This window comes from Psychroserpens mesophilus, assembly GCF_000826645.1.
Taxonomy (GTDB): domain Bacteria; phylum Bacteroidota; class Bacteroidia; order Flavobacteriales; family Flavobacteriaceae; genus Psychroserpens; species Psychroserpens mesophilus.
Genome location: NZ_JXJP01000013.1, coordinates 147,033 through 172,383 on the forward strand (window position 1 = coordinate 147,033; position 25,351 = coordinate 172,383).

Annotated in this window: 23 protein-coding genes; 10 read left to right on the forward strand and 13 right to left on the reverse strand. The window is 33.5% G+C overall.

The window, feature by feature from the left end; genetic code table 11:
• Positions 1–6 precede the first annotated feature (6 nt).
• The 3 genes from TD18_RS10925 (at position 7) to TD18_RS10935 (ending at position 1,432) form a co-directional block, all read left to right on the forward strand.
• Positions 7–465 carry a DUF1801 domain-containing protein gene (locus tag TD18_RS10925; protein ID WP_040252451.1) on the forward strand — a complete coding sequence of 153 codons (459 nt, stop codon included), beginning with the start codon at positions 7–9 and terminating at the stop codon, positions 463–465.
• Between the two features lies 1 nt (position 466).
• Positions 467–853, forward strand: coding sequence for a VOC family protein (locus TD18_RS10930; RefSeq protein WP_040252452.1), 387 nt, complete (start codon positions 467–469; stop codon positions 851–853).
• Positions 854–931: 78 nt separating this feature from the next.
• Positions 932–1,432, forward strand: a complete 501-nt coding sequence (locus TD18_RS10935) for a hypothetical protein (RefSeq protein ID WP_040252453.1) — start codon at positions 932–934, stop codon at positions 1,430–1,432.
• Between the two features lie 80 nt (positions 1,433–1,512).
• Here the strand turns inward: TD18_RS10935 and TD18_RS10940 are convergent, their stop codons facing one another.
• The 3 genes from TD18_RS10940 to TD18_RS10950 are packed head-to-tail and all read right to left on the reverse strand — an operon-like array spanning position 1,513 to position 5,105.
• Positions 1,513–3,351 carry a GNAT family N-acyltransferase gene (locus TD18_RS10940; protein ID WP_040252455.1) on the reverse strand — a complete coding sequence of 613 codons (1,839 nt, stop codon included), beginning with the start codon at positions 3,349–3,351 and terminating at the stop codon, positions 1,513–1,515.
• Between the two features lie 22 nt (positions 3,352–3,373).
• Positions 3,374–4,624: an aspartate kinase gene (locus TD18_RS10945; protein ID WP_040252457.1), complete on the reverse strand. Its 1,251-nt coding sequence runs from the start codon at positions 4,622–4,624 to the stop codon at positions 3,374–3,376.
• 1 nt (position 4,625) lies between these two features.
• The gene (locus TD18_RS10950; protein ID WP_040252459.1) at positions 4,626–5,105 is read right to left on the reverse strand and encodes a GNAT family N-acetyltransferase; all 480 of its coding nucleotides are present in this window, start codon (positions 5,103–5,105) and stop codon (positions 4,626–4,628) included.
• 123 nt (positions 5,106–5,228) lie between these two features.
• Between TD18_RS10950 and fbp the strand changes: the two genes are divergently transcribed.
• A complete protein-coding gene (fbp, locus tag TD18_RS10955) occupies positions 5,229–6,233 on the forward strand; it encodes a class 1 fructose-bisphosphatase (RefSeq protein ID WP_040252461.1) in 1,005 nt (334 codons plus the stop codon).
• 50 nt (positions 6,234–6,283) lie between these two features.
• On the opposite strand, the gene TD18_RS10960 is transcribed toward fbp, so the two are convergent.
• The gene (locus TD18_RS10960; RefSeq protein ID WP_040252463.1) at positions 6,284–6,715 is read right to left on the reverse strand and encodes a tellurite resistance TerB family protein; all 432 of its coding nucleotides are present in this window, start codon (positions 6,713–6,715) and stop codon (positions 6,284–6,286) included.
• Positions 6,716–6,813: 98 nt separating this feature from the next.
• On the opposite strand from TD18_RS10960, the gene mfd reads away from it, so the two are divergent.
• Complete coding sequence (mfd, locus tag TD18_RS10965) at positions 6,814–10,206, forward strand: transcription-repair coupling factor (RefSeq protein WP_040252465.1); 3,393 nt, start codon at positions 6,814–6,816, stop codon at positions 10,204–10,206.
• A gap of 69 nt (positions 10,207–10,275) precedes the next feature.
• A complete protein-coding gene (locus TD18_RS10970) occupies positions 10,276–11,586 on the forward strand; it encodes a TlpA family protein disulfide reductase (RefSeq protein ID WP_040252467.1) in 1,311 nt (436 codons plus the stop codon).
• Between the two features lie 175 nt (positions 11,587–11,761).
• On the opposite strand, the gene lysM is transcribed toward TD18_RS10970, so the two are convergent.
• Both lysM and TD18_RS10980 read right to left on the reverse strand, forming a co-directional pair.
• The gene (gene lysM / locus TD18_RS10975) at positions 11,762–12,271 is read right to left on the reverse strand and encodes a peptidoglycan-binding protein LysM (RefSeq protein WP_040252469.1); all 510 of its coding nucleotides are present in this window, start codon (positions 12,269–12,271) and stop codon (positions 11,762–11,764) included.
• Between the two features lie 168 nt (positions 12,272–12,439).
• The gene (locus TD18_RS10980; RefSeq protein ID WP_040252470.1) at positions 12,440–13,390 is read right to left on the reverse strand and encodes a hypothetical protein; all 951 of its coding nucleotides are present in this window, start codon (positions 13,388–13,390) and stop codon (positions 12,440–12,442) included.
• 180 nt (positions 13,391–13,570) lie between these two features.
• Here TD18_RS10980 and TD18_RS10985 point away from each other — a divergent pair, with 180 nt between their 5' ends.
• Complete coding sequence (locus tag TD18_RS10985) at positions 13,571–14,572, forward strand: NAD(P)H-dependent glycerol-3-phosphate dehydrogenase (protein ID WP_040252472.1); 1,002 nt, start codon at positions 13,571–13,573, stop codon at positions 14,570–14,572.
• A gap of 75 nt (positions 14,573–14,647) precedes the next feature.
• On the forward strand, positions 14,648–15,460 hold the full coding sequence (locus TD18_RS10990) for an FkbM family methyltransferase (RefSeq protein WP_040252475.1): 813 nt from the start codon (positions 14,648–14,650) through the stop codon (positions 15,458–15,460).
• 57 nt (positions 15,461–15,517) lie between these two features.
• Here TD18_RS10990 and TD18_RS10995 read toward each other — a convergent pair whose 3' ends face one another.
• A complete protein-coding gene (locus tag TD18_RS10995) occupies positions 15,518–16,564 on the reverse strand; it encodes a T9SS type A sorting domain-containing protein (protein WP_040252476.1) in 1,047 nt (348 codons plus the stop codon).
• Between the two features lie 94 nt (positions 16,565–16,658).
• Positions 16,659–17,054, reverse strand: coding sequence for a hypothetical protein (locus TD18_RS11000; RefSeq protein ID WP_040252478.1), 396 nt, complete (start codon positions 17,052–17,054; stop codon positions 16,659–16,661).
• A gap of 74 nt (positions 17,055–17,128) precedes the next feature.
• On the opposite strand from TD18_RS11000, the gene TD18_RS11005 reads away from it, so the two are divergent.
• The gene (locus tag TD18_RS11005; protein ID WP_040252480.1) at positions 17,129–19,486 is read left to right on the forward strand and encodes a S9 family peptidase; all 2,358 of its coding nucleotides are present in this window, start codon (positions 17,129–17,131) and stop codon (positions 19,484–19,486) included.
• A gap of 53 nt (positions 19,487–19,539) precedes the next feature.
• Here the strand turns inward: TD18_RS11005 and pheS are convergent, their stop codons facing one another.
• Positions 19,540–20,559 (reverse strand): phenylalanine--tRNA ligase subunit alpha, encoded by a 1,020-nt coding sequence (pheS, locus tag TD18_RS11010; RefSeq protein WP_040252483.1) that lies wholly within the window; start codon positions 20,557–20,559, stop codon positions 19,540–19,542.
• A gap of 168 nt (positions 20,560–20,727) precedes the next feature.
• Positions 20,728–21,084: a hypothetical protein gene (locus tag TD18_RS11015; RefSeq protein ID WP_040252485.1), complete on the reverse strand. Its 357-nt coding sequence runs from the start codon at positions 21,082–21,084 to the stop codon at positions 20,728–20,730.
• A 125-nt stretch (positions 21,085–21,209) separates the two neighbouring features.
• Between TD18_RS11015 and TD18_RS11020 the strand changes: the two genes are divergently transcribed.
• Complete coding sequence (locus tag TD18_RS11020; protein ID WP_040252487.1) at positions 21,210–21,740, forward strand: CvpA family protein; 531 nt, start codon at positions 21,210–21,212, stop codon at positions 21,738–21,740.
• 66 nt (positions 21,741–21,806) lie between these two features.
• Here TD18_RS11020 and TD18_RS11025 read toward each other — a convergent pair whose 3' ends face one another.
• From TD18_RS11025 to TD18_RS11035, 3 genes are all read right to left on the reverse strand, one after another.
• A complete protein-coding gene (locus TD18_RS11025) occupies positions 21,807–23,669 on the reverse strand; it encodes a SulP family inorganic anion transporter (protein WP_040252489.1) in 1,863 nt (620 codons plus the stop codon).
• A 200-nt stretch (positions 23,670–23,869) separates the two neighbouring features.
• Positions 23,870–24,499, reverse strand: a complete 630-nt coding sequence (locus TD18_RS11030; RefSeq protein WP_040252491.1) for a carbonic anhydrase family protein — start codon at positions 24,497–24,499, stop codon at positions 23,870–23,872.
• A gap of 43 nt (positions 24,500–24,542) precedes the next feature.
• Positions 24,543–25,349: a universal stress protein gene (locus TD18_RS11035; RefSeq protein WP_040252493.1), complete on the reverse strand. Its 807-nt coding sequence runs from the start codon at positions 25,347–25,349 to the stop codon at positions 24,543–24,545.
• Between the last annotated feature and the right edge of the window lie 2 nt (positions 25,350–25,351).

Consider the following 25,351-nt stretch of genomic DNA (forward strand, 5'->3'; position numbering starts at 1 on the left):
AATAGGATGCAGTATAAAGCAACAACTCCAGAAGATTACATCAAACAAGTTCCTGAAGAACGTCAGGACGCTCTCAAAAAACTTCGAAAAGTGATCCATGACAATTTACCAAAAGGTTTTGAAGAAGGCATTCAATATGGTATGATTGGCTACTATGTCCCACATTCGATATATCCAGATGGTTACCATTGTGATCCCAAAATACCTTTGCCGTTTATGAGTTTTGCCTCACAAAAAAATTCAGTAAACCTTTATCATAGCGGAATCTACGCAATTCCTAAAATACATGATTGGTTTGTAAATGAATACCCTAAACACAGCTCACGTAAATTAGACATGGGGAAAAGTTGTATTAGATTTAAAAAAGTGGATGAAATCCCTTTCGATTTGATTGCTGACCTCTGTAAAAAATTAACACCTGAAGAGTGGATTGATGTTTATGAAACTGCACTAAAGAAGAAATAAAATGAAAAAAAGAGTTACAGGAATTGGCGGATTGTTTTTTAAAAGCAAAGACCCAAAAGCCTCAAAAGACTGGTATAGAAAACATTTAGGTTTTAATACAGATGATTATGGATGCACATTTTGGTGGAAAGATCAACAAGGAAATGATTGCTCGACTCAATGGAGTCCGTTTCCAGAAGACACGAAGTATTATGAGCCTTCAAAAAAGGACTTTATGTTTAATTATCGTGTCGAAAATCTTCACGAATTAATCAAGGTGTTAAAAGAGGAAGGTGTTACAGTTGTTGGAGAAATTGAAGAATATGACTACGGTAAATTTGGCTGGATCTTAGATAATGATGGTAATAAAATAGAACTCTGGGAACCTATAGATAAGGCCTTTATGTAACATTTGGTGAAGATTATAGACTAATATCTTGTACATATTTATTAAATTTATAACCTAACCAATAAAATCATATATACGATGTCTGACGATAACAAGAATTTAAGTGACGACCTTAACGATATGTTAGGAGATGCTAAAGAAGGCGCAAAAAAAGCGGCTGATAAGGCAAGTGAAAAAGCAAGTGAACTTGCAAATGATGCTAAAGAATTAGCAAGCGAAGCTAAAGAAAAAGCTTCGGAATTTGCTGGTGAAGCAAAAAATACAGCTAAGGAATTTTCAGATGGTGCTAAAGACGCTTTTAATAAAGCTTCTGGTGATAACAAAAAGATATTAGCAGGAATTTTAGGAATCATCCTCGGCGGCTTAGGTGTTCATAAATTTATTTTAGGCTATAATAAAGAAGGTGGAATACTGCTTGGAATTTGGATTCTTGGTGCCGTTTTATCTTGTGTTGGTATCGGACTCCTACTTATTTGGATTCCTGGAGTTATAGGATTAATAGAAGGTATTATTTACTTAACTAAATCTGATGAAGAATTTTACAACACCTATCAGGTTGGTAAAAAACCTTGGTTCTAAAAAATACTATAAAAAAAAACCAGAACATTCAGTTCTGGTTTTTTTATATCTTATATTATCGTACTATCGCGATTAATTAACTAAACGTCTTCATTTCCACCATTTGAAAATTTGCGTTCCAACTCAGCTTGAAACTCTTCCATAACTGGTTTAACTGTACTTTCGGGTAAGTCGGCAATTTTAATATACATTAAGCCATCAACGGAGTTATTAAACAATGGATCTACATTAAAAGCTACCAATCGTGCATTTTGCTTGATGTATTTTTTTAGTAATACAGGCAAACGCAATGCTCCTGGTTCGACCTCATCAATGATCTTATCAAACTTATTCAAGTCAGCTTCCGTTTCATCAAATACAAAATCCTTATCAGCATCTTTAAGTTTTACCTTAAATTCCTTCTTTGGGTGCACATATTGGGCAACATATGGATCATAATAGTGCGACTTCATAAATTCAATCATCAGTGACTTTGAAAAGTTTGAAAACTGATTACTAATACTCACGCCTCCGATAAGGTATTTATGCTCTGGATAACGTAGTGTGGTATGCACAATGCCTTTCCAAAGTAAAAATAGAGGCATTGGTTTTTGTTGGTAATCTTTGATAATGAAAGCACGTCCCATTTCAATAGACTGACTCATCATTTTATACAATTCTGGCTCAAAACGGAACAAATCCTGAAGATAAAATCCGTCAATACCATACTTAGCAAAAATTTGAGCACCTAATCCCATTCGGTAAGCTCCAGCGAGTTGATTAGTATCAGTATCCCATAAAAACATATGGTGATAATACGTATCAAAACTATCGAGATCTATCGCTTCATTAGTACCTTCTCCAATAGCTCTAAAGGTAATTTCACGTAAGCGTCCAATTTCGTGTAAAATATTAGGAATATGATTTGCACTACACAAATACACTTCATAATTTTTACTTTCAAGCAATCTGAAATCGCCTTTACGTAAGGCTTCAACTTCTGAAATCATTTTATCCTGACTCACACCTCCAACAATTCGCTTTGGAGGTTTTGGTGGATTTTTTAATGTATTTGAAAGATTATCTAATATTTTTGGTTTGTCTTCAAAAGCATTAGACAACATGTAGGTTTTACGTCGTATAAACTCTGAAAAACCAGCAAGTGTATCATGCTCCTTTTGGTCACTTACCGAAATTGGTCGCCCTATTCTCACCTTAATAACACGATGTTTCTGAGTCAAAAGTTCCGAAGGTAATTTTGCGGTTCTGAACGTATCACTAATTTTAGAAAGCTTATAAAACAACTTACTATTCTTTGCATGAAAATAAATAGGCACCACTGGAACTTCGGCCTTTTTTATAAGCTTTATTGCCGCTTCTTCCCATGGTTTATCAACTACGAGTTTGCCATCTCTGTAGGTTGACACTTCTCCTGCAGGAAAAATTCCTAAAGGATGACCTTCTCTCAAATGTAATATGGCATTTTTAAAACCTGCAATGCTCGACTTCACATCCTTTCGGTCTTCAAAAGGATTTACTGGCATGATATAAGGTTTTAAAGGTTCTATTCTATGCAATAAAAAATTAGCGATAATTTTAAAGTCTTTGCGCTGTTCTATCATTAATTTCAATAATAAAATCCCATCAATTCCTCCTAATGGATGATTTGAAACCGTTATATAGGCACCATCTTTAGGTAAGCGCTTTAAATCTTCTTCTGGAATTTCAAATTTAATTTGAAAATCACTTAATATGCCATCTAAAAATGCACCATCGCTTAAATGCTTATTGCGTTTATAGATTTTATTCAGCGTAGATATTTTAAGAAGTTTCATCAATAGCCAGCCAATAAAGGTTCCTATAAAACCATATTTGTCTACATTAATGGCTTTTGCAACTTCTTTTGCGGTAACTAATCCTATATCTGGTGGCTTGGTCATGACTGTAAATGTACTAAAATGTTTATTTAGTTACGATTTGAATTGTTTCTTGTGTTAATTGTTTTAATAACAGGGTTTTATCCGTTTCAATCGATACTATTGCCTGCTCATTATAATGTCTAACAGTATAAAGACTCACATTTTCGTAACATGTTACTTTAAATTTTGCTTTTAAATGCTGAAGTAATTGTTCGAGGTTATTGTAAGTATTCTCAAAACATACTGAAAAACTAATAGCAGAGTTTTGAATGACATCAACTTTCATTTTATAATAATGTAACAACTTAAAAATTTCACTGATGTTTTCTTCGACGATATAACTAAAATTTAAAGAAGACAAGGATACCAAAACCTGATTCTTTTTTACGATATAACAAGGAATATTAGGTGCTATACCTATTCCTTTGGCAACTTTTGTTCCCTTATCTTTTGGATTCAAAAACGATTTTACAAATAACGGAATTTCCTTCTGTTGTAAAGGTTGTAATGTTTTTGGATGAATAACTGATGCACCATAAAATGCTAACTCTATGGCTTCTCTATATGAAATATCATGAAGGAGTTGAGCATTTTCAAAATAACGAGGATCAGCATTTAAAACGCCTGGTACATCTTTCCAGATAGTAACACTCTGAGCATTCAAGCAATAGGCAAAGATTGCAGCAGTATAATCACTGCCTTCTCGTCCTAAAGTAGTTGTAAAATTATTAGCATCACTACCTAAAAATCCCTGAGTAATGTTTAAGGATCCTTTATCAAAATGTGTTTTAATAGCTTGTTGCGTTTCTTCCCAGTTAACATTTGCTCTTCTATAGTAACTGTCTGTTTTGATATAACTTCTAACGTCTATCCAATTGTTATGTATTCCAATAACATTTAGATATTCACTAATAATTGTAGTAGAAACTAATTCACCAAAACCAATCGTTTGATCGTATACAAAATTATAATCAGGCGATTTATTCCGACTTAAAAAAAGGTCTAAATCTTCAAAAATAGTAGTGACTTTTTTAAATATTGGATGCTGCGTGTTTTCGAAAAGATCTAATAGAATCTCGTTGTGATATTTTTTTACATCTTGAATAGAACTTTGTAATTCACCTTTATTTTCAAAATAGTTTTTAACAACAACTTCAAGTGCGTTGGTTGTTTTTCCCATAGCAGAAACAATAACTAATGTATTTTCAAAACCAACCTGATTTAAAACAGAAGCTAAATTTTTTACTCCATTAGCATCTTTTACCGAAGCTCCACCAAATTTGAATACTTGCATACTATTTGTTTGATAAATAATTTTTAATTCCTTCTTCGTTTAACTGAACAACATTCCAGTCTCGCATCACATTAGCACCTTTCTTCTCATAAAAGGCAATAGCAGGTTCATTCCAATCTAATACTTCCCAACTTACACGCTTAGCGCCTAATTCTTCTGCATACACAACAACTTTATCTAAAAGCATTGTTCCCAAACCATGTCCTCTTTTGTTCTGGCTTACAATCAAATCTTCAAGATGTAAAACAAGACCATTCCATGTTGAAAAACGTGGATATACCAAAGCTATACCTTCAATTTTATCATCAATTTCAGCTACAAAACAATGAAATTTTGGATTAGTACCAAATCCAAACAGCTTCAAGTCCTCAGCAGTTATTTTAACCGCATTGGGCTCTTTTTCAAAAATCGCAAGCTCAGTGATAAGCTCATGAACTCTTGGCATATCATTTTTTGTTGCCATTCTGATGCGAAACTTCATTTTTAAAATAATTTGGGTAAAGATAGTTTAAAAGTTAAGTTTAATAAAACATTAAAAGCATAGCGATAACGTTGTAGTTTGTTAAAAAATACGATATTTGTATAAACTAATCATTCGGAATAAATGTCTCAAAAAAATCAAACCCTTGGTGAATTCATCATCGAAAACCAATCTGCATTTAAATACACTTCAGGAGAACTTTCTCGACTCATAAATTCAATTCGACTAGCGGCTAAGGTTGTTAATCACGAGGTAAACAAAGCAGGTTTGGTTGATATCATTGGTGCTGCAGGTGATACGAATATACAAGGCGAAGATCAACAAAAGCTGGATGTTTATGCAAACAATAAGTTTATCCAAACCATGACCAAACGTAATATTGTTTGTGGTATTGCCAGTGAAGAAGAGGACGATTTTATCTCAATTAACAGTCAGGATGAAAACCATCAAAACAAATATGTCGTTTTAATTGATCCATTAGATGGCTCTTCTAATATTGATGTTAATGTTTCCGTTGGTACCATTTTCTCTATTTACAGACGTATTACTCCTGTTGGAACTCCTGTTACTATTGACGATTTTCTTCAGAAAGGACATCAACAAGTGGCTGCTGGATATATCATTTACGGGACGTCAACAATGCTTGTTTATACAACAGGAAGTGGTGTAAACGGATTCACCTTAAACCCAGCTATTGGGTCTTTCTATTTATCACATCCAGACATGCAATTTCCTGTAGACGGCAAGATTTATTCAGTTAATGAGGGTAACTACATTCACTTTCCACAAGGCATAAAGAACTACATCAAGTACTGCCAACAAGAAGAAGGTGACAGACCATATACAAGCCGATACATTGGATCTTTAGTATCAGATTTTCATAGAAATATGATCAAAGGAGGTATTTACATGTATCCTAAGAGTTCTACAAATTCTAATGGTAAATTGCGATTACTGTATGAATGTAATCCAATGGCATTTCTTGCTGAACAAGCAAGTGGTAAAGCCAGTGACGGATTTACGAGAATTATGGACATACAACCTACCGAACTACACCAACGGGTACCATTCATCTGTGGCAGTAAAAACATGGTAGAAAAAGCTGAAGAATTTATGAGAAACGCATAAAAAAAGCAGCCTGTTTCAGACTGCTTTATTCGCTTACAATGAAGACTCTTTTATTGATTCATTTTCTTCATTTTATCTATAAATTCATCAAGGTCAACTTCATAATGAACTAAAGTTAAAGCCTTGTCTGTAATATATTTTACATTATCCTGATTAAATCCTAAACCTACCGCTAATTTCTCTAATAATCCAGCTTGATCTGGTCCTTCAATATGATCTGCCCAAACCATACGTGCTAAATCGTAAAGGCGTTCTAATCGCATATCATAAGACAATGGTGGATTAATGGGATGACTCTTGTAATCTTTTAAAATTTCTTTATAATCGGCTTCTGTAATACCTAATCGTGTAGCCAAACGATCTAAAAATGCTTTTTCTGCATCATTAATTACTCCATCACTCATTGCAACTCTTACGATTGCTGCAAAATGATCTTCATTACGTTTTTTAAATCCGCTTTCGAATAATTCTGAAAATGACATATCCTTTAATTTTTAAGTGGCACAAAGATAGTTTTATTAATACATTTTAACAATATGCTAAAGCACAAATATTTTATATTTGCACAAAATAAAATGTCTTGAGTAAATCCATTCTCTCGCAAACGTATGCACAGGCTTTGCAAATGCAAAATCTGCAGTCTGCTATAGCTCAAACTGGAGCAAAATTACATGTTAAAGGTTTAATTGGTTCTTCATTGTCATTGGTCATTAGCGAAGTCTTTAAAGCTTCTGAGCTTCCATTTTTACTAGTGTTTAACGATAAAGAAGAAGCTGCTTTTTATCTCAACGACTTAGAAGTATTACTCAATGATAAGGATGTCTTGTTTTATCCAGGTAGTTATCGTAGACCCTATCAAATAGAAGAAACCGATAATGCTAATGTATTATTAAGAGCAGAAGTTTTAAACAGAATAAATTCCAGAAAAAAACCAGCTATCATTGTCACGTATCCTGATGCGCTTTTTGAAAAAGTAGTGACGCGTCGCGAGCTTGAGAAGAACACCTTAAAAGTTGCTGTTGGTGACGAATTGTCTCTGGATTTTGTAAATGAAGTACTTTTTGAATACAAATTTAAACGCGTTGATTTTGTTACCGAACCTGGAGAATTTTCAGTTCGTGGTGGCATTGTAGATGTCTTTTCATTTTCTCATGATGAACCTTATCGCATTGAGTTTTTTGGAGATGAAGTCGATAGCATTAGAACCTTTGATGTTGAAACACAACTCTCAACTGAGCAAATCAAAAAAATAGGCATCATCCCTAATGTAGCTAATAAGTTTTTAGAGGAAAACAGACAGAGTTTTCTAAACTATATTGCTCAAAAAACAGTCGTATTTTCAAAGAACTCAGATTTACTTTTTTCAAGAATAGATGACTTTTTCGGAAAGGCTGAAGAGGCTTTCAAAAATCTATCTTCAGAATTAAAACATTCGGCACCTGAAGAATTGTTCTGTAATGCAAAATTACTGAAACAACAACTTCTTGATTTTAGTTTGGTTGAATTTGGAACAACAGCTAATTTTTCTGTCACATCGAGCGCAGTCGAGATGTCTCATGATGAGATTCTGAAACAAGTTCAGAATGACAATGTAATCCAATTCAATACCTCACCTCAACCGTCTTTTAATAAACAATTCAACTTATTAATTGAAGATTTAAATACCAATCATGACAAAGGTTATACCAATTATATCGCATGTGTAAGTGAGCAACAAGCCAAACGATTTCACGATATTTTTGAAGATGTCGAAGAAGATGTTCATTATAAAACGATTGTATTGTCTCTATATCAAGGATTCATTGACCACGATCAAAAAATAACGTGTTATACCGATCATCAAATCTTTGAGCGTTACCATAAATTCCATCTTAAAAATGGCTATGCCAAAAAGCAAGCTATTACATTAAAAGAACTTACTAATTTAGATATTGGAGATTATGTCACGCATATTGATCATGGGATTGGAAAATTTGGCGGACTCCAAAAAATTGATGTAGAAGGCAAGAAACAAGAAGCTATTAAATTGGTGTATGGCGAACGTGATGTCCTGTATTTAAGCATTCATTCACTTCATAAAATCACGAAGTTTAACGGAAAAGATGGTAAGCCTCCAAAAGTGTATAAGCTTGGAAGCAAAGCCTGGAAAACGCTTAAACAGAAAACAAAATCCAGAGTAAAAGAAATTGCATTCAACCTCATTAAGGTGTATGCAAAACGCAAACTCGAAAAAGGCTATCAATACAAACCAGATAGTTACCTACAACACGAGCTTGAAGCGTCTTTTCTCTACGAAGATACTCCAGATCAAATTACCTCTACTGCAGATATAAAAGCAGACATGGAAAGTGAGCGACCAATGGATCGTCTCGTTTGTGGTGACGTAGGTTTTGGTAAAACGGAAGTCGCCATTCGTGCTGCATTTAAAGCCGTAGATAACGGAAAACAGGTTGCCATTTTGGTTCCAACAACCATTTTGGCTTATCAACATCACAGAACCATAACTGAACGTCTTAAAGATTTTCCGGTTACTGTAGATTACCTCAACCGTTTCAGAACTGCCAAAGAAAAGCGTGAAACGCTTGAGAAACTCGAAAAAGGACACGTAGATATTATCATTGGAACACATCAACTGGTCAATAAAAATGTAAAATTTAAAGATTTAGGGTTACTTATTGTTGACGAAGAACAAAAATTTGGTGTGGCTGTAAAAGAGAAACTCAAAACACTCAAAGATAATGTCGATGTCTTAACACTTACAGCAACACCTATTCCGAGAACGCTACAGTTTAGCCTAATGGCTGCTCGTGATTTATCAGTAATTACTACGGCACCTCCAAATCGTTATCCTATTGAAAGTCATGTGATTCGTTTTAATGAAGAGACCATTAGAGATGCTGTAACTTATGAGATTCAGCGTGGCGGACAAATTTTCTTTATTCATAACCGAATTGAAAATATTAAAGAAGTGGCTGGTATGATTCAGCGTCTCGTACCTGATGCAAAAATTGGAATTGGTCACGGACAACTTGATGGTAAAAAACTTGAGCAATTAATGCTGGCTTTTATGAATGGTGAGTTTGATGTTTTAGTAAGTACAACTATTGTTGAAAGCGGATTAGATGTACCAAATGCAAACACCATTTTCATTAATAATGCGAATAATTTCGGATTGAGTGATTTACACCAAATGCGTGGTCGCGTTGGTAGAAGCAACAAAAAAGCGTTCTGTTATTTCATTACGCCTGAATATTCAGCAATGACAAACGATGCTCGAAAACGAATTACGGCTTTAGAACAATTTACGGAGCTCGGAAGTGGTTTCAACATCGCTATGAAAGATTTGGAAATTCGTGGTGCAGGTGATTTACTAGGAGGTGAACAAAGTGGATTCATCAATGATATTGGGTTTGATACCTATCAGAAAATTTTAAATGAAGCTATTGAAGAGCTTAAAGAAAACGAGTTCAAAGACTTATATCAGGACGAAGGTAAAGAGAAAGATTACGTCAAAGATATTACCATCGATACTGATTTTGAATTGTTATTTCCAGATGATTATGTCAATAATATTACTGAACGCTTAAATCTTTATACAAAACTCAATACGCTTAAAACCGAAGAAGAACTGAAAACATTTGAAAATGAAATCATTGACCGTTTTGGAGAGCTACCAGTTCAGGTTATCGATTTATTTAATAGTGTTCGCGTCAAATGGATTGCAACTAAAATAGGTCTGGAAAAAATTATCATGAAAAAAGGTCGCTTTGTTGGGTATTTCATTAACGATCAGCAAAGTGCATTTTATCAAAGTGATAACTTTACTAGAGTATTGCAATATGTGCAAACCAGACCAAAAGATTGTAAAATGAAAGAAAAACAAACCAGAAATGGATTGCGTTTGCTTTTAACTTTTGATCACATCAAATCGGTTAAACAAGCTTTGGCTGTTTTAGAATCTATTGTCAATTAAAAGTATTAATTATGGTTTGGTTCAATATTTGAAGCCAAATAATTTAACAACAATAACTAATTCGAACTCATGAAATATTTATGTTTTGCCTTGTTTTTAATTCCTTTGAACCTGTTTTGTCAACATAGTATCAGTGGGACATTTTCTCCAGCAACAGATTACACCTATGCTTTTTTATATCATGCGACTCCTACAGGTTCAGACTATGTTGATAGAGCTAAAATTGACGAAGAAGGACATTTTGCTATTTCTTTAGATTCTTCACTAACTGCTGGAATGTATAAAATTGTATATGCACTTCCACCAGAAGACCACAATTTTGATCTTATTTATAATGGCAAAGAAAATGTTTCAATATCGTTTAGTACTGAAAAAGGTCTGGAGTTTACTGATAGTAATGAAAATAAGTTATGGTCATCCTATACCAATAGTATGGATATGATAAACAGAACCATTAGCAACTACTACACCCAAGAAAGCAAAGATGAAAATGCATTTCATGATATTTTCAAAACTCTAAAAGATACGCAAATTGCTTTTGAAGAAGCTTCAAAAGGAACCATGGCAGCCACTTTTATAAAAGCAAATACACCTTATATTCCTGAGTCTTACGAAGATGTGTCCATCTATTCTGCAAACTTAAAACGCACTTTTCTATCTCACGTCGATTTTAAGGATTATCTGCTTCAAAGTTCAGACTTTTTAATTGATCGTGTTTTGGCTTATATCTTCGGAATGTCAACAAACACGACTAACGAGACTTACAAAACAGACATAGATCATGTGGTACATCGAATTGGTGAAGAAAATGCCGAAATCAAAACTATGCTTCTGGAAATGGTATGGAGTCGTTTTAAAAATATGGAGAATACGGAAGTTGCAAATTATATTTCAGACAGCTATTTAATGGCTTTGAGTAAGTCTGGAAATTATTTAACCTTAACTGAAAATCTCGAAGTGTATCAAAATAATCAAATTGGAAAAACAGCTCAGAATTTTGATATATCGATTACTGAAAAAGAAACCACAACGACAACAACACTTCACAATTTGAACATGGCTGAGCAATACTTAATTATATTCTGGAGCAGTACTTGCGGACACTGTCTTGACGAGTTACCAAAAGTAAAAACCATGTTGTCATCAAAACCAAACATAAAGGTCATTGCTATAGGACTTGAAGACGATGCTGAAGGCTGGAATGAAGCTATTAAAGCCTATCCAGATTTTATACATGTATTAGGTTTAGGGAAGTGGGATAATCCTATTTCAAATACTTATGGTGTGGAAGCAACTCCAACTTATGTGCTGCTAAATAAAGACAAAATCATTACTCAAAAACCAGTTGATTTAGAAGCTTTGGAAAAGGTTTTAGAGTAGGTTTCAAACGACTGTTATCTCAACTCTGTATTGTCATCTCGACCAAAGTGGAGAAATCTTTTTATATACACTAGTTTAGTTTTACTGAACCATACAGATTCCCTACATAATCGAAATAGCATAAAACAAAAAAGCACAACGTTATGTTGCGCTTTTTGAATGCTCTAAAAATTATTTAATCCAAGTGCGGAATACGTAATACTTGTCCAGGATAAATTTTATCAGGATCAGTCAACATTGGTTTATTAGCTTCAAAAATTAAAGGATACTTCATAGCATTTCCATAATAATTCTTTGCTATTTTCCCTAAAGTATCACCACTTACAACCGTATGAAACTGTGCTTCTGGCTCTGGGTTTTCAACCGTCATTTGATCATCAACAGTTGCAATACCTGCTGTATTTCCTACAACTAATACAACCTTTTCTTTAGTTGCCTGATTGTAAGCCATTCCAGAAATTCGAGCCATATCATCATCAACAAACACCTTTAAATCTTCTACTTGTAATTGTAAATCGTTAATTGTCTCTTCTAAGTTTCGTGCTGCTGCTTCCTCAGTTCTTAATTCTTCTGCTGCTGCTTTTGCATTTGCCTTTGCTCTTGCTTCTGCGGCTTCTTCTTCAGTCGTTTTTCCTATTCCAAAAACTTTAGCGCCTGCATTTTTAATAAATGAAAATAATCCCATAATATAATTTTGTTTTAAGTGTTAGTAATTATTGTAGGTTCAAGATAAAAAATATCTATGATATCTAGTAGTTTGACACCTTATATTTTAAAAAGTCACGTCAAAAGAAAACGTCCAGCTCAAATGAATGAGGTGGACGTTTCTGGAAACTAAATAACCAACCAAAATTTAGCTCCTTGTATTTACCCTAGGGTTATCTTTTTTAGCAGTCTTCTGCTTACGTTTCTTAAGTTTTTTTGTTCCTTCAATTTTTCTTCCTTCAGCATCAGTCTCGCGTAAAAATTGTATATATCCTCTTCCCGTAAACTGATATACTGTATCTGAACTTGGATGATACAATTCTATCCTTTGGTCATTAATAACGCTCAATTCGAAGAATTCATTGTCGAAAAAATCATAATCTAATGTTAATGTTTTTAGGTACATATTATTGCTAATATTTCCAACGCCATAAACACCAGTATAATCCCAATAAATATTATTAGGGTTACCGATATTGACATCTTGAGAACTTCTAAATTCAGAATCATTTCCACCAGCTAAAAACTGTAAATAGTTTTCATTATCAAATTCGTTTAACATTCCCATTTGACTCGTATAAGTTTTCTCCCAAGCTTCATATTCTTGTAGGAAATAATGAATGTTATCATAAAACACAAAGTCATAATCAAAATTACTTCTCTGGTAACCATTTAAGAAATAAGAGGTGTCATTAAATGGATTGTACAATTCGATAGTATTGTTGTCAATTTGATAGACATCAAATGTTTCATAACCATCAATATCGTGATACACATCTAAAATCATGTTGTAAGCATCGTAGGTTCCAACATCAATACCTAAACCGCTACCTTGACTTCCAAAGCCGACTAAATTATTATTTGCATACACCAGTCCGTTTCGAAACGATAATGTAAATGCGATTTGCAAGAAAGGTGTTTCGCCAGGTCCTAAAGTTTGATTAATATCTACATACCAAAGTTCATAAGAACCCAATAATTGATTTAGAGAAATACCCGGTTGATTGTTAAAATCGTCAACAATTACCTCTTCGACATAGCATGATGTTAAAAGTGTAGCACTCAAAACAAAGCCTAAAAATAGTTTTATAGTCTTCATAATCCTTTGTTTTTTGGGTTATTGTATTGTGTAATCCAAAACGCGTGCCAAAATTCAAAAAATCAAATTGGCTACTTAGCTCTTCAAATAAATTTAAATGGAAGTTTACAAAATCATAGTCATTAAAGCTTCACTAAATTTTATGTATTTTTGAATATCTAAAACATTGATGATCCATTTATGAATCAACCCTTAAAATATGCTGTTTTTGGAGCTGGAAGCTGGGCTACAGCTATCGTAAAAATGCTTTGCGAAAATTTAGACCAAGTTGGTTGGTATATGAGAAGTGTATATACAAAAGAACATTTGCTTAAAGAACAGCATAACCCTAGTTACTTAAGTTCTGTAGAATTTAAGATTGAACAACTTAAATTGAGTAATGACATTAATGAAATTGCGAACTGGGCAGATGTATTGATTTTTGTGATTCCATCTGCATTTATGCATTCAGAATTGGAAAAACTCACCGTAGATATTTCAAAAAAAACAATAGTTTCTGCAGTAAAAGGTATAATGCCTGAATCTGGCTTATTGGTTGGAGAACATTTTCATGATATTTATAATATTCCTTTCGAAAATATTGCTGTTATTGCTGGACCTTGCCATGCTGAAGAAGTTGCACTAGAGCGTTTATCCTATTTAACCATCTCTTGTGCTGATGCTAAAAAAGCGCAAGCGATTGCTGATGTATTGTCAAGTGATTATATTAAAACTAAAATTAGCGATGATATTATTGGCACTGAATATGCAGTTATGCTGAAAAATATTTATGCTATTGCTGCTGGAATTGCCCACGGATTGGGCTATGGAGACAATTTTCAAAGTGTTTTAATGAGTAATGCCATACGTGAAATGAAACGTTTTATAAAAAAAATGCACAAGATGAAACGCAACATCAATAACTCTGCTTACTTAGGAGATTTACTAGTTACAGGTTACTCGACGTTTTCCCGAAATCGTATGTTTGGTAATATGATTGGTAAAGGCTACACCGTTAAATCTGCTCAAATGGAAATGAGTATGGTTGCTGAGGGCTATTACGCGACCAAAAGTGCACACGAACTCAATATTAAAAACAAGAAAAAAACACAATTACCCATAATTAATGCTGTTTATGAAATTCTTTATGAAAATAAAGACCCTAAAAAAGTATTTAAAAAACTAACGGATAAGCTGGATTAAACTCATCTTGCCTTGTATGTTTAAACATTTAAAATCAATTTCGTGATTTAGTTCATAGTTCTAAAAAAGCTCTTTATGATTAAAGCTATCAAAAAAATGATTCCGAAAAAAATTAAAACATTTTTACGGCCACACAAAGTTTTATTACTTCCTAAAAAACAAGAGCCTTTTGGAAAATCAACAGAAGTGTTAGGTGGAATGATAGCTTATAATAAACATGGTGGCTATTTTACACCTTTATCTTCTCAAAAAAATCCTGCAGTTCAAAAAATATTTAGTGCAAAAGTATTTGAACCAGAAACTGTAAAATTTATGATAAAAAATTGCGGAAAAGGCGATATTATTCATGCAGGCACTTTTTTTGGAGATTTTCTTCCTGGCATATCAAATGCGCTAGCTGAAGGATCAAAAGTATGGGCTTTTGAACCCAATGTTGAGAATTTTAGATGTGCTCAAATTACCTGTTTAATTAATAATTTAAAAAACGTTAATCTTCATAATGCTGGATTAGGTGCTCATAAGACTACGGTTAAAATGTTAGTTGAATCAGAAACTGGTATTGGTCTGGGCGGAATGAGTAAAATTATCCATGAACCTAAAAAAGGGAGAACTATTGATGTTGAAATTAATTTGATTGATGAGGTCATCCCTCAAGACAGGTCTATTTCTATAATTCAATTAGATGTTGAAGGCTATGAGAAGGAAGCGCTATCAGGTGCTCTCGAAACCATTAATCGTTGTAAGCCAATTATCATACTTGAAGACAACAATAAAGTTATTGAAACGAGCTGGTTTGCCGATAACATTTTAAATATGGGATATGAAATAACAGGAGAATTGCATAAAAACACTTTGTTGACTATTAAGAATATTCATAGCATTAAATGATACATACATCGCATTTGAGTGCCCTAAAGTGACAGATCAATGGGATTAGTTATGCCTCTAATTTTTGATAAATCGCATAGGTTTTGATTGATTAAGAACTAGAAAATAAACACCCGATTGCAACTCAATGACCTCTATTATATTTTCAAAATTAGTTAAATTTCCCTCTAAAATTAACTTGCCTGAAATGTCAGTAATAGAATACTTTATTGGATTTTTGATTCCGTTTATGGTTAACTTATCGTTCGTTGGATTTGGATGTATTCGTAAATTATCATTATCAAACTCATTCACAGATAATATATTTCCAGAACGAATAACCCTATTTGGATTTTCTTCAATAATATAAAGATAATTATCATCGACCTCAATATCTAACGGCTTGTTTAATCCTGTCAAAACATCAATTACTGATGGGTTACTTACTGAAAAATCAATGGCTGATATTTTCCCTGCATCTTGTTCAACGATATATAATGTAGTTCCATACATTCTCAATCCGAAAGGTTTCTGAAAACCTGTCATGAACTGAGTAGGAGTAATACTTTGTTCAGTAGGATTAATAACATCTAGTGTATTTGTGCTATAATTTGCAATATACAAAGTGGTGTCATTTAAAAACGCAATCCCAAATGGTGTAAATCCTGAAGTAGCAGCAGCGACCAGATCTGTTGAAACATTACCTTCATTTATAGTCAATTTACCTACATAACTACTGGTATTATTTGACCAAAACAACTCATCACCTCGCCACAACATAAAATTTGGTCTATTTATAGGTTCTGAAACTAACTGTACTGTGTAATTGGGGTCGTTAAGATTAATTTTTGAAATTCTATATCCATCAAACTCGGCAATATACAATTCATTATCCTTAACAGTCAAACCATTGGGATTGTCTAAACCTGAAGCTAAAAGCTGAGATGTAGGATTTGTTTCTAAAAGATCTATTTTAAAAACATTGTCATCGTCAGTATAATATAAGTCTGTTCCGTTTAGGGTTATTCTACCTGGATCAACCAGACCAGTTGCTAGCTCAACTATTTGCGATGAACTTTTTAAAGAAAAGAATAAAAGTAAAAGGACTAGAATAATTTTTTTCATGATTTCAGAATTTTCTATCTACTCATCGATAAAAAAACTAAACATCATCAGGTTATTATAAACATACTCTAAATGTATACGTCAAATCATTAATTTATTTCACCAAAACTCCCTTTAATTGCATCAAAGGAAGCGTTTGTAATGCCTTTGTATTAATGGTATTCTTTCGAAACAAATAGGTCTTATCAAACATTTGATTGCCCTCAAAAAATGTAACTTTAAACTCATTATTAAGTTCTAAAACAGCGTTCTGCATAAACTCTATTTTAGCATAACTCCTTGCTGGTAACAATGCTATGGTATGGCGCATAACTGGTGTCATCTTTTCTTCGGAAAACCCTTTAGACACGATTAAAACTGTATCTAAATCGACATCTTTATTATTAATAATATAGGCATTCCAATCGTCAGTTTTATATTCCGGATGTTGCTCTTGAACCACAGCTACTAACACATCCTGTACCTTTGGAATTTCAATATCTTTTCTCATCTAATTTCGTGATTACTTCGAAATACTATAATTTAGATGCAAAAATAATTCTTTAAATACGATCCCCTTAATTCATGAAACATCTTTTTTTAATTTTTACGCTTTTTTGTTTGAGTTTCTCAAATTCCCAAACCAAAAATCAATCTCAACTTAGTATAGATAATATCATGCAAGGTGAAGGCTTTGTAGGCTATTTGCCAACTGATGTAAGTTGGGCTGATGACAGCAAACATATTTATTTTAGTTGGAATCCAGATAATGATACCCTTCGTTCGACGTATCGCGTTCATATTAATACTCAAAAAATCGAGAAATTATCATTTGAAGATTTAAAAGTAAAGACTAATTCTGGTGTCTATTCAAAAGATTATACTCAAAAAGTTTATGAAAAAAATGGTGACCTATTTTTATTAAACACCATTACCTTTGACAATAAACGTCTCACTCATACCAATAATCGTGAAACTAATCCGCAGTTCTCTGCAGATGAAAAGTCTATAATATTTCAACAAGATAACAATCTATTTCAATGGCATATTTCAGATAATACTCTGAAACAACTTACCGACTTCAAATCTGGACATAAACAATCAGAATCTAAACTCAATGCAAAAGACCAATGGCTAGAAGACGATCAACTAAAATATTTTAACATTTTAGACAAGCGTAAAAACGAAAATGATGCCGAATCTTACAGACAAGAACAAAGGAGATTCGATAGTCCTGAACCTATATATTTAGGTGATAAAAACTTATATGGATTAGACATTTCTCCAGATTTAAAATATGTAATCTACCGTGTCTATAAGTCGCCTAATGATAAAAATACGATTGTTCCAGATTTTGTGACGCAAAGTGGTTATACAAAAGATTTGAATGCACGACCAAAAGTTGGAGGTGAACAATATACTTACGAATCATGGATTTTAAATCTAGAAACGAACAATCACTATCAAATGGATACAAATACTATTGAAGGCATCAAAGATAAGCCTGCGTATTTAAAAGACTACGCAGAAAATCTTTCAGAATTTAAGGACACTTACGAAAATGCGAGAGAAGTTATTATTAGTAATCCCATTTTTTCTGAGGATGGCAAAGCCATCGTAAATATCACATCTCAAGATCACAAAGACCGTTGGATTATGTTGTTAAATCTGAAAGATGGGAGTTTAAAACAACTGGACCGACAACATGATGATGCCTGGATAGGAGGGCCTGGAATTGGTTGGTTTTCGAGTCCTGAAATGGGATGGATAGACAATAACACCATTTGGTTTAAATCTGAAAAAACAGGTTATGCTCACCTATATAGTGCTAATATCACTAATGGCAACATTAAAGCATTAACTCAAGGTAGCTTCGAAATTCGAGAAACGAGCTTATCAAAGAATAGAAAAACCTTCTTTATCATCAGCAACAAGGTAAGTCCGCATGAGCACCATTTTTATCATTTACCATCAAAAGGAGGTAAAATGACTCAAATTACAACGCGAAAAGGAGGTCATGAAGTCACGGTTTCACCAGATGAGAAACAACTAGCTATTCGCTATTCTTATTCCAATAAACCTTGGGAGTTATTTGTTATGCCTAACAAAGCTGGAGCAAAAATGATTCAGTTAACCGAATCAACAACTGATGAATTTAAGTCGTACAACTGGATAGATTCTGAGATTATTAATTTTACTGCTAGAGATGGCGCAGAGGTTCCGGCTACATTGTATACACCTGATTCAGACAAAAAAAATGGTGCAGCAATAATCTTTGTGCATGGTGCAGGCTACAAACAAAATGTTCATCATTGGTGGGCAGATTATTACAGAGAATATATGTTTCATAATTTTTTAGCTGATAATGGCTATACGGTTTTGGCCATAGATTTTAGAGCAAGTGAAGGCTATGGACGTGATTGGCGAACTGCCATCTATCGTCATATGGGCGGAAAAGATTTAGAAGACCAGATTGATGGCGCAAAATATCTGATAGACGACCATGATATTGCTAAAGATCGATTAGGAATTTATGGAGGTTCCTATGGTGGTTTTATTACGTTGATGGCCATGTTCAACTCACCTGAAACCTTTAAAAGTGGTGCAGCTCTGCGCTCTGTAACCGATTGGGCACATTACAATCATGGTTATACCTCTCCAATTTTAAACACACCCGTTGAAGATCCTATAGCCTACAAACAGAGTTCACCATTATATTTTGCTGAAGGTTTAAAGGGGCATTTATTGATGTTACATGGTATGATTGATACCAATGTACATTTTCAGGATGTGGTGCGCTTATCGCAACGTTTAATAGAATTGAAAAAAGAAAACTGGGAATTGGCCGTATTTCCATTAGAGGGTCATGGCTTTCGAGAAAGTTCCAGTTGGAGCGATGAATACCGAAGAATTTATAAATTGTTTCAAGAAACACTTAACTAATAAAAAAGGCGTTAATTTTTTAATTAACGCCTTTTTTAAAGTTTATATGTGATTTATAAAGCACTCTTAAATTGCTCTAAGAAACGCACGTCGTTTTCACTTAGCAAACGAATATCGCTGATTTGATGCAACAATAGTGCGATACGATCGATTCCCATACCAAAAGCAAAACCTGAATAGGTTTTAGAATCGATACCACAGTTTTCTAAAACATTGGGATCTACCATACCACAACCCATAATTTCTAGCCAACCTGTTCCTTTAGTCATTTTATAATCGGTTTCTGTTTCTAAACCCCAATACACATCAACTTCGGCACTTGGCTCAGTAAATGGAAAATAGGATGGACGCAATCTGATTTTAGATTTACCAAACATTTCGGTAGTGAAGTATTGCAAGGTTTGCTTTAAGTCGGCAAAACTCACATCTTTATCAATATACAAGCCTTCTACCTGATGAAAAAAGCAGTGTGAACGTGCTGAAATTGCTTCATTACGAAACACACGACCAGGAGAAATGGTACGAATTGGAGGTTTATTATTTTCCATATAACGCACCTGAACAGAACTTGTATGCGTACGCAACAGCACATCTGGATTTGTTTGAATAAAGAAGGTGTCTTGCATATCACGAGCTGGATGATATTCTGGTAAGTTTAAGGCCGTGAAATTATGCCAATCGTCTTCAATTTCGGGACCTTCACTCACGTTGAATCCAATACGAGAAAAGATATCTATAATTTGATTTTTCACGATAGATATCGGGTGACGAGCACCAATTTCGATGGGTTCTCCAGGACGTGATAAATCACCATAAATTCCTGTAGTTTCCTCTTTGCTTTCTAACTCTTCTTTTAAGGCATTTACTTTGTCTTCAGCTGTTTTTTTGAGCTGATTGATGGTTTGTCCAAATTCTTTCTTTTGTTCCTTTGCGACATTTTTAAACTCAGCGAAATAATCGTTAAGCAATCCCTTTTTGCCTAAATATTTGATTCGGAATGCCTCAACCTCTTCTTTAGATTGTGCTTTAAATGCTTCGGCTTCTGCTATGAGTTCTTTTATCTTATCTATCATGCCTGTGCTGAATTTAGTTCAGTAACTTAAAATGAATGGCAAATTTATGAATTTTATCGAGATTTGCGTTAGTGATGGAGGCATTTGTTGAAGCTCTCCTCCTAAGTTTTTAGAACTTTGGTGGAAGCGACTGCCGAGAGCACGACCACGTGTGGTAACGCCCAAATTTTAATCTATAAACTTCGTTTCGACAAAATAGTTAACAATAGCATCTTTCATTAAAACGCTTTGCTCACCTGCTTTTAAAGTGGGCAATTGCGCTTTAATTTTATAATGAGGCCAGCCGTCTTCATCAACAAAATCAAATTCATAGTAACCATATGGTGACAACAGTTTACAAATGGCAATGTGCATCAAATCGATCTTGTGATCTTTTTTAAATTTGCGATCAAATTGCCCTAACTCTTGTACTCCGATTAAATAGATAATGGCATCTAAATCTAAGGGGTCACCATCTGAAAATTGAGCAGATAATTTTTTAACTACCAAATCCCATCGCTCTTTTAATTGTTCGTCTCTAGCCATAATGTATGCTTAAAAATGGTATTTATAAAATTACAATTTGCAAAGTTAGTAAACTATAAGCTCTTGAAATGCGTTATTAATTTAAAATGAGAAAATTTATGTAGGTTTGTTAAAACTGAATCCATATGGCTTTAATTGATATTATTTTAGGTGCACTTTTACTCTTTGGTTTAATTAGAGGTTTTATGAAAGGGCTTTTTGTTGAAGTTGCGTCTTTAGTAGCTCTTATTGCTGGTGTTTATGGAGCAATACACTTTAGTAATTTTGCTGCTGAATTTTTGGATAGCAGTTTAGACTGGGATGAAAAATACATTAATATTGTAGCCTTTGCAATTACGTTTGTAATTATAGTCTTAGTCATTTCACTTGCTGGCAAAGCTTTGACAAAACTAGCAAATTTTGCTGCTTTAGGGATATTAAACAAACTCCTTGGTGGAGTTTTTGGCCTTTTGAAGATAGGTTTGATTTTAAGTATTTTGCTCATTGTTTTTGGCAATTTGAATAATACTATTCCCTTTGTTGATGATAAAGATTTAGAAGATTCTGTTCTTTACGAACCTGTAAAAGGATTAGCACCAATGATTTTCCCTGATCTCTTAAACAAAGGGAAAGCCGATGCTGATGACAACTCACAAGAACATTCTGAAGCAGAGTAAAGATAGCGCTTTACAAAGATCTATTGGCTAGTTCGTTAGACTTTGAAAACCTATTTTTAATAAAATTTAGTATTCATCCTTTACATTGTCTTTTATCCATTTTAAACAGGATTTGAAATCTTTAAATATATGTTCATTAGGAATAAAGTCTGGTATGATATCGATACGTTCCATCATATATCTTGGTTGCTTTAAAAGATTTACAAACAACACTTGAATATTGTTCTTTTGCAGTTCCAGAAGCATATCTTCCATGGCATACAATCCAGATTGATCCATATATTGCATACGTCCTAATCGTAGAATAACTGTTTTTGCTGTTTTTGGAATTTGTAAAGTCAAAGCCTGAAAATCACTTGTTGAGCCAAAAAATAAAGGTCCTTTTATATGTTTAATGAACACTTCCTCTTTTAAGTTAGACGGGAAATTCCCCTCGTCATCCCAAGCTTCTTCTTTCAGAGATTTCACATCAGAACGCTCAGCAGTTATATCTCCGATTTTCTTCATAAACATTAATGAGGCTATAACCAAACCAATACCTACGGCAAAAATTAAATCCCAAAATGTAGACAGTATTAAAACAACAAGCATAATTAAGACTTCCGAACTTAATTTAATAGGACCAAACTTAAGGTCTTTTGGTAAAAATGGAATTGCTTTTAAGCCTTTATAGTCCATAACGCCTATTCCGACAGTGATTAAAATACCTGCTAAAACTGCAGCTGGTATTTTTGAAGCTACAGGTCCTAAAGCTAGCATTATTATTAATAGCATAACACCTGCAATCATACCTGAAAGCTTTGTTTTTCCACCAGCATTAATATTCACGACGGTTCTAATCGTTGCTCCAGCTCCAGGAATACCACCAAAAACAGAAGCTATACTATTACCAATCCCTTGACCTATAAGCTCTCTATTAGGTTTGTGTTTAGTCTTCGTCATATTATCTGCCACCACACTTGTAAGTAGAGAATCTATGGCTCCCAGTAAGGCTAAGGCTAAGGCTGTGAAAATATAAGGTGTAATACTTCCCAAACTAAAATTTGTGAACATATCTAATCTTGGAATCGGAATACCTCCAGGAATTTCTGAGATTTCCCTGTAGTTTAAGTTAAACCCATACGCAATTCCAGACATCACAACTAAAGCGACTAAAGTACTTGGCACAACTTTGGTTATGCGTTTAAATCCGTAAATAATAAATATCGTACCTAAAGCCAAAACAAGTTCTAGCCATTTGATATTTTTTAAAGCTCTTGGCAATACTTTTATGGCTCCTAAGGTACCTGAAGCCTCCTTTGCTGCTAATGTTTGTGACTCTTTTAAAATATCTTCAGAGGTGATTTTGCCTGCACGATTAATTGTTTCTTTAAAATTTTCAAGAACTAAAATTCCTTCTCCAGCTTCTTCTTTTAAAATATTCTCAAGAATAACTTCTTCAGCTTGTGGTTTAAATTGTTCTACAAATGCAACATCTTCTTTAGGATAATAACCTATTGATGGCAAGATTTGTGTTAATAAAATAATGACACCTATTGCCGTCATAAATCCAGAGACCACTGGATACGGAATATATCTTATGTACTTCCCTACACCAACTAAACCAAGTCCAATTTGTATTAAACCTGCTAATAAAAACACAGTTAAAATAGCTGGCAATGCCTTTTCTACACTACCATCATTGGCAGCTACTATTCCTGCTATTATCACCATACTTACAGCAGTCATTGGAGCTGTAGGCCCAGAAATCTGTGTTGCTGTCCCTCCAAATAGTGCAGCGAAAAAACTAATAAAAATTGCACCATATAAGCCTGCTTCCGGACCTAAACCTGATGACACACCAAAAGCAAGAGCTAATGGCAAAGCCACTATTCCGGCTGTAATTCCTCCAAAAGCATCGCCTTTAATATTTGAAAAGAAATGTTTCATACATTATGATAAGTTGGTTTTTTACTAAATTTAAGATTTTTTGCCGATATATAGAGTTCTTGATTAACTATAACCTTTAATTAACATTATAAAACTCCTTAAATTTTTTATTCGAATTATTTTATGAAAAACTTAAAAAAGCATCACCTTTTGGTAATGCTTTTCAATTCATTATTGTCTTTCATTAGATGCGTGATGCCTTATTCAAAAAACTCAACAGCACCTGTGTTTATATCATACATTGCACCAACAATTTTGATTTCATTATTTTTTTCCATTTCTGAAAGTATCGGGCTTTCTGCATGTATTCTCGCAATGGTTAATTCGACATTTTTCTTTGAAACTTTATCAACAAAATCTAAATTTTTAGAGGTTCTTAAACTTTCATCTTTAGGTTCAGCAACTGCATTTACGGCAGGTGTGATTTTCTCTATAAGCTTAGTTAAATTTCCCATTTCTGCATGGTCACATGCGCCTTTAACTGCACCACAACTTGTATGACCTAATACTACAATTAATTTTGTGCCAGCAAGCTTACATGCAAACTCCATGCTTCCTAAAATATCTTCGTTAACAAAGTTACCAGCGATTCTTACACTAAAAATATCGCCTAAACCTTGATCGAAAACCAATTCGGCAGATACTCTTGAATCGATACAACTTAAAATTGTTGCAAAAGGAAATTGCCCATCACTTGTGTCGTTTACCTGTTCTAAAAGATTTCTATTGGCTTTTAAGTTATCTTGAAATCTTTGATTACCTTCTTTTAAATATTGTAATGACTTTTGAGGTGTCATTGTTGCTTGAGATTCTCTTGTATGTGCTTTCATAATATAGATTTTCTAGTTAATTGTTTGTTTATAATATAGTCAATTACTTTTGTTCAGATAGTAAAAAGGACACATTTAATTTTGCAATGACATCATTTAAATTATCTGAAATTGGAATGGATTGTGTTTTCGTTTGAGACTTTACCCTATCTATAAACAACAGGTTGATGTTACTTTTAGATAAATAACCCGATAAATTTTTGACTGAATTTTGATTGTGTTCAAAAACGTATTCTGTAACGTCTTGCCCTAAACTGCTTTTTGTATTCTGAAAATCACTGGTATTTTTAATGATTTTAAATGATTTTAGAGGTTTAGCTGCATGTGTAATTAAATGTTTTGAAAATGCAACATTTAAAGAGCTATCAAAACTATTTAACACACCGAGTGAAATTTGTTTGTCTGGTGTAACGTTGTTAGCATTATCGACAATCATAATTGCACCATCAAAGTTTTTAATTACAAAATTAGTCACATTATCACCAATAAAACTGAACGGCTTCGATTTGTTTTTTCCTAAAATAACGACATCAGGTTTATACGATTTAAAAATGCTATTAATCTCATTTTTTAAATTTCCAAAAACATGACTATAACTGATAGGTATATTATGATCCTTGGAAACTGGTTCAATTAAATTTTGAATCTCAGAATCTGTAGACACATAAGACCTGTTCATCGTTCTAATAGCAGATAATTGACTTTCTTGTTCTACAATGTCGGTTGGTTTTTTTACATGAAACAAGTGTATCTCTGCATCAATAATTTTAGCGAGGCTAACACCATTTTTAAGGGTATTAATAGTAGTGTCCTTCATGTCTGTGAGCACTAATATTTTATATTTACTCATTC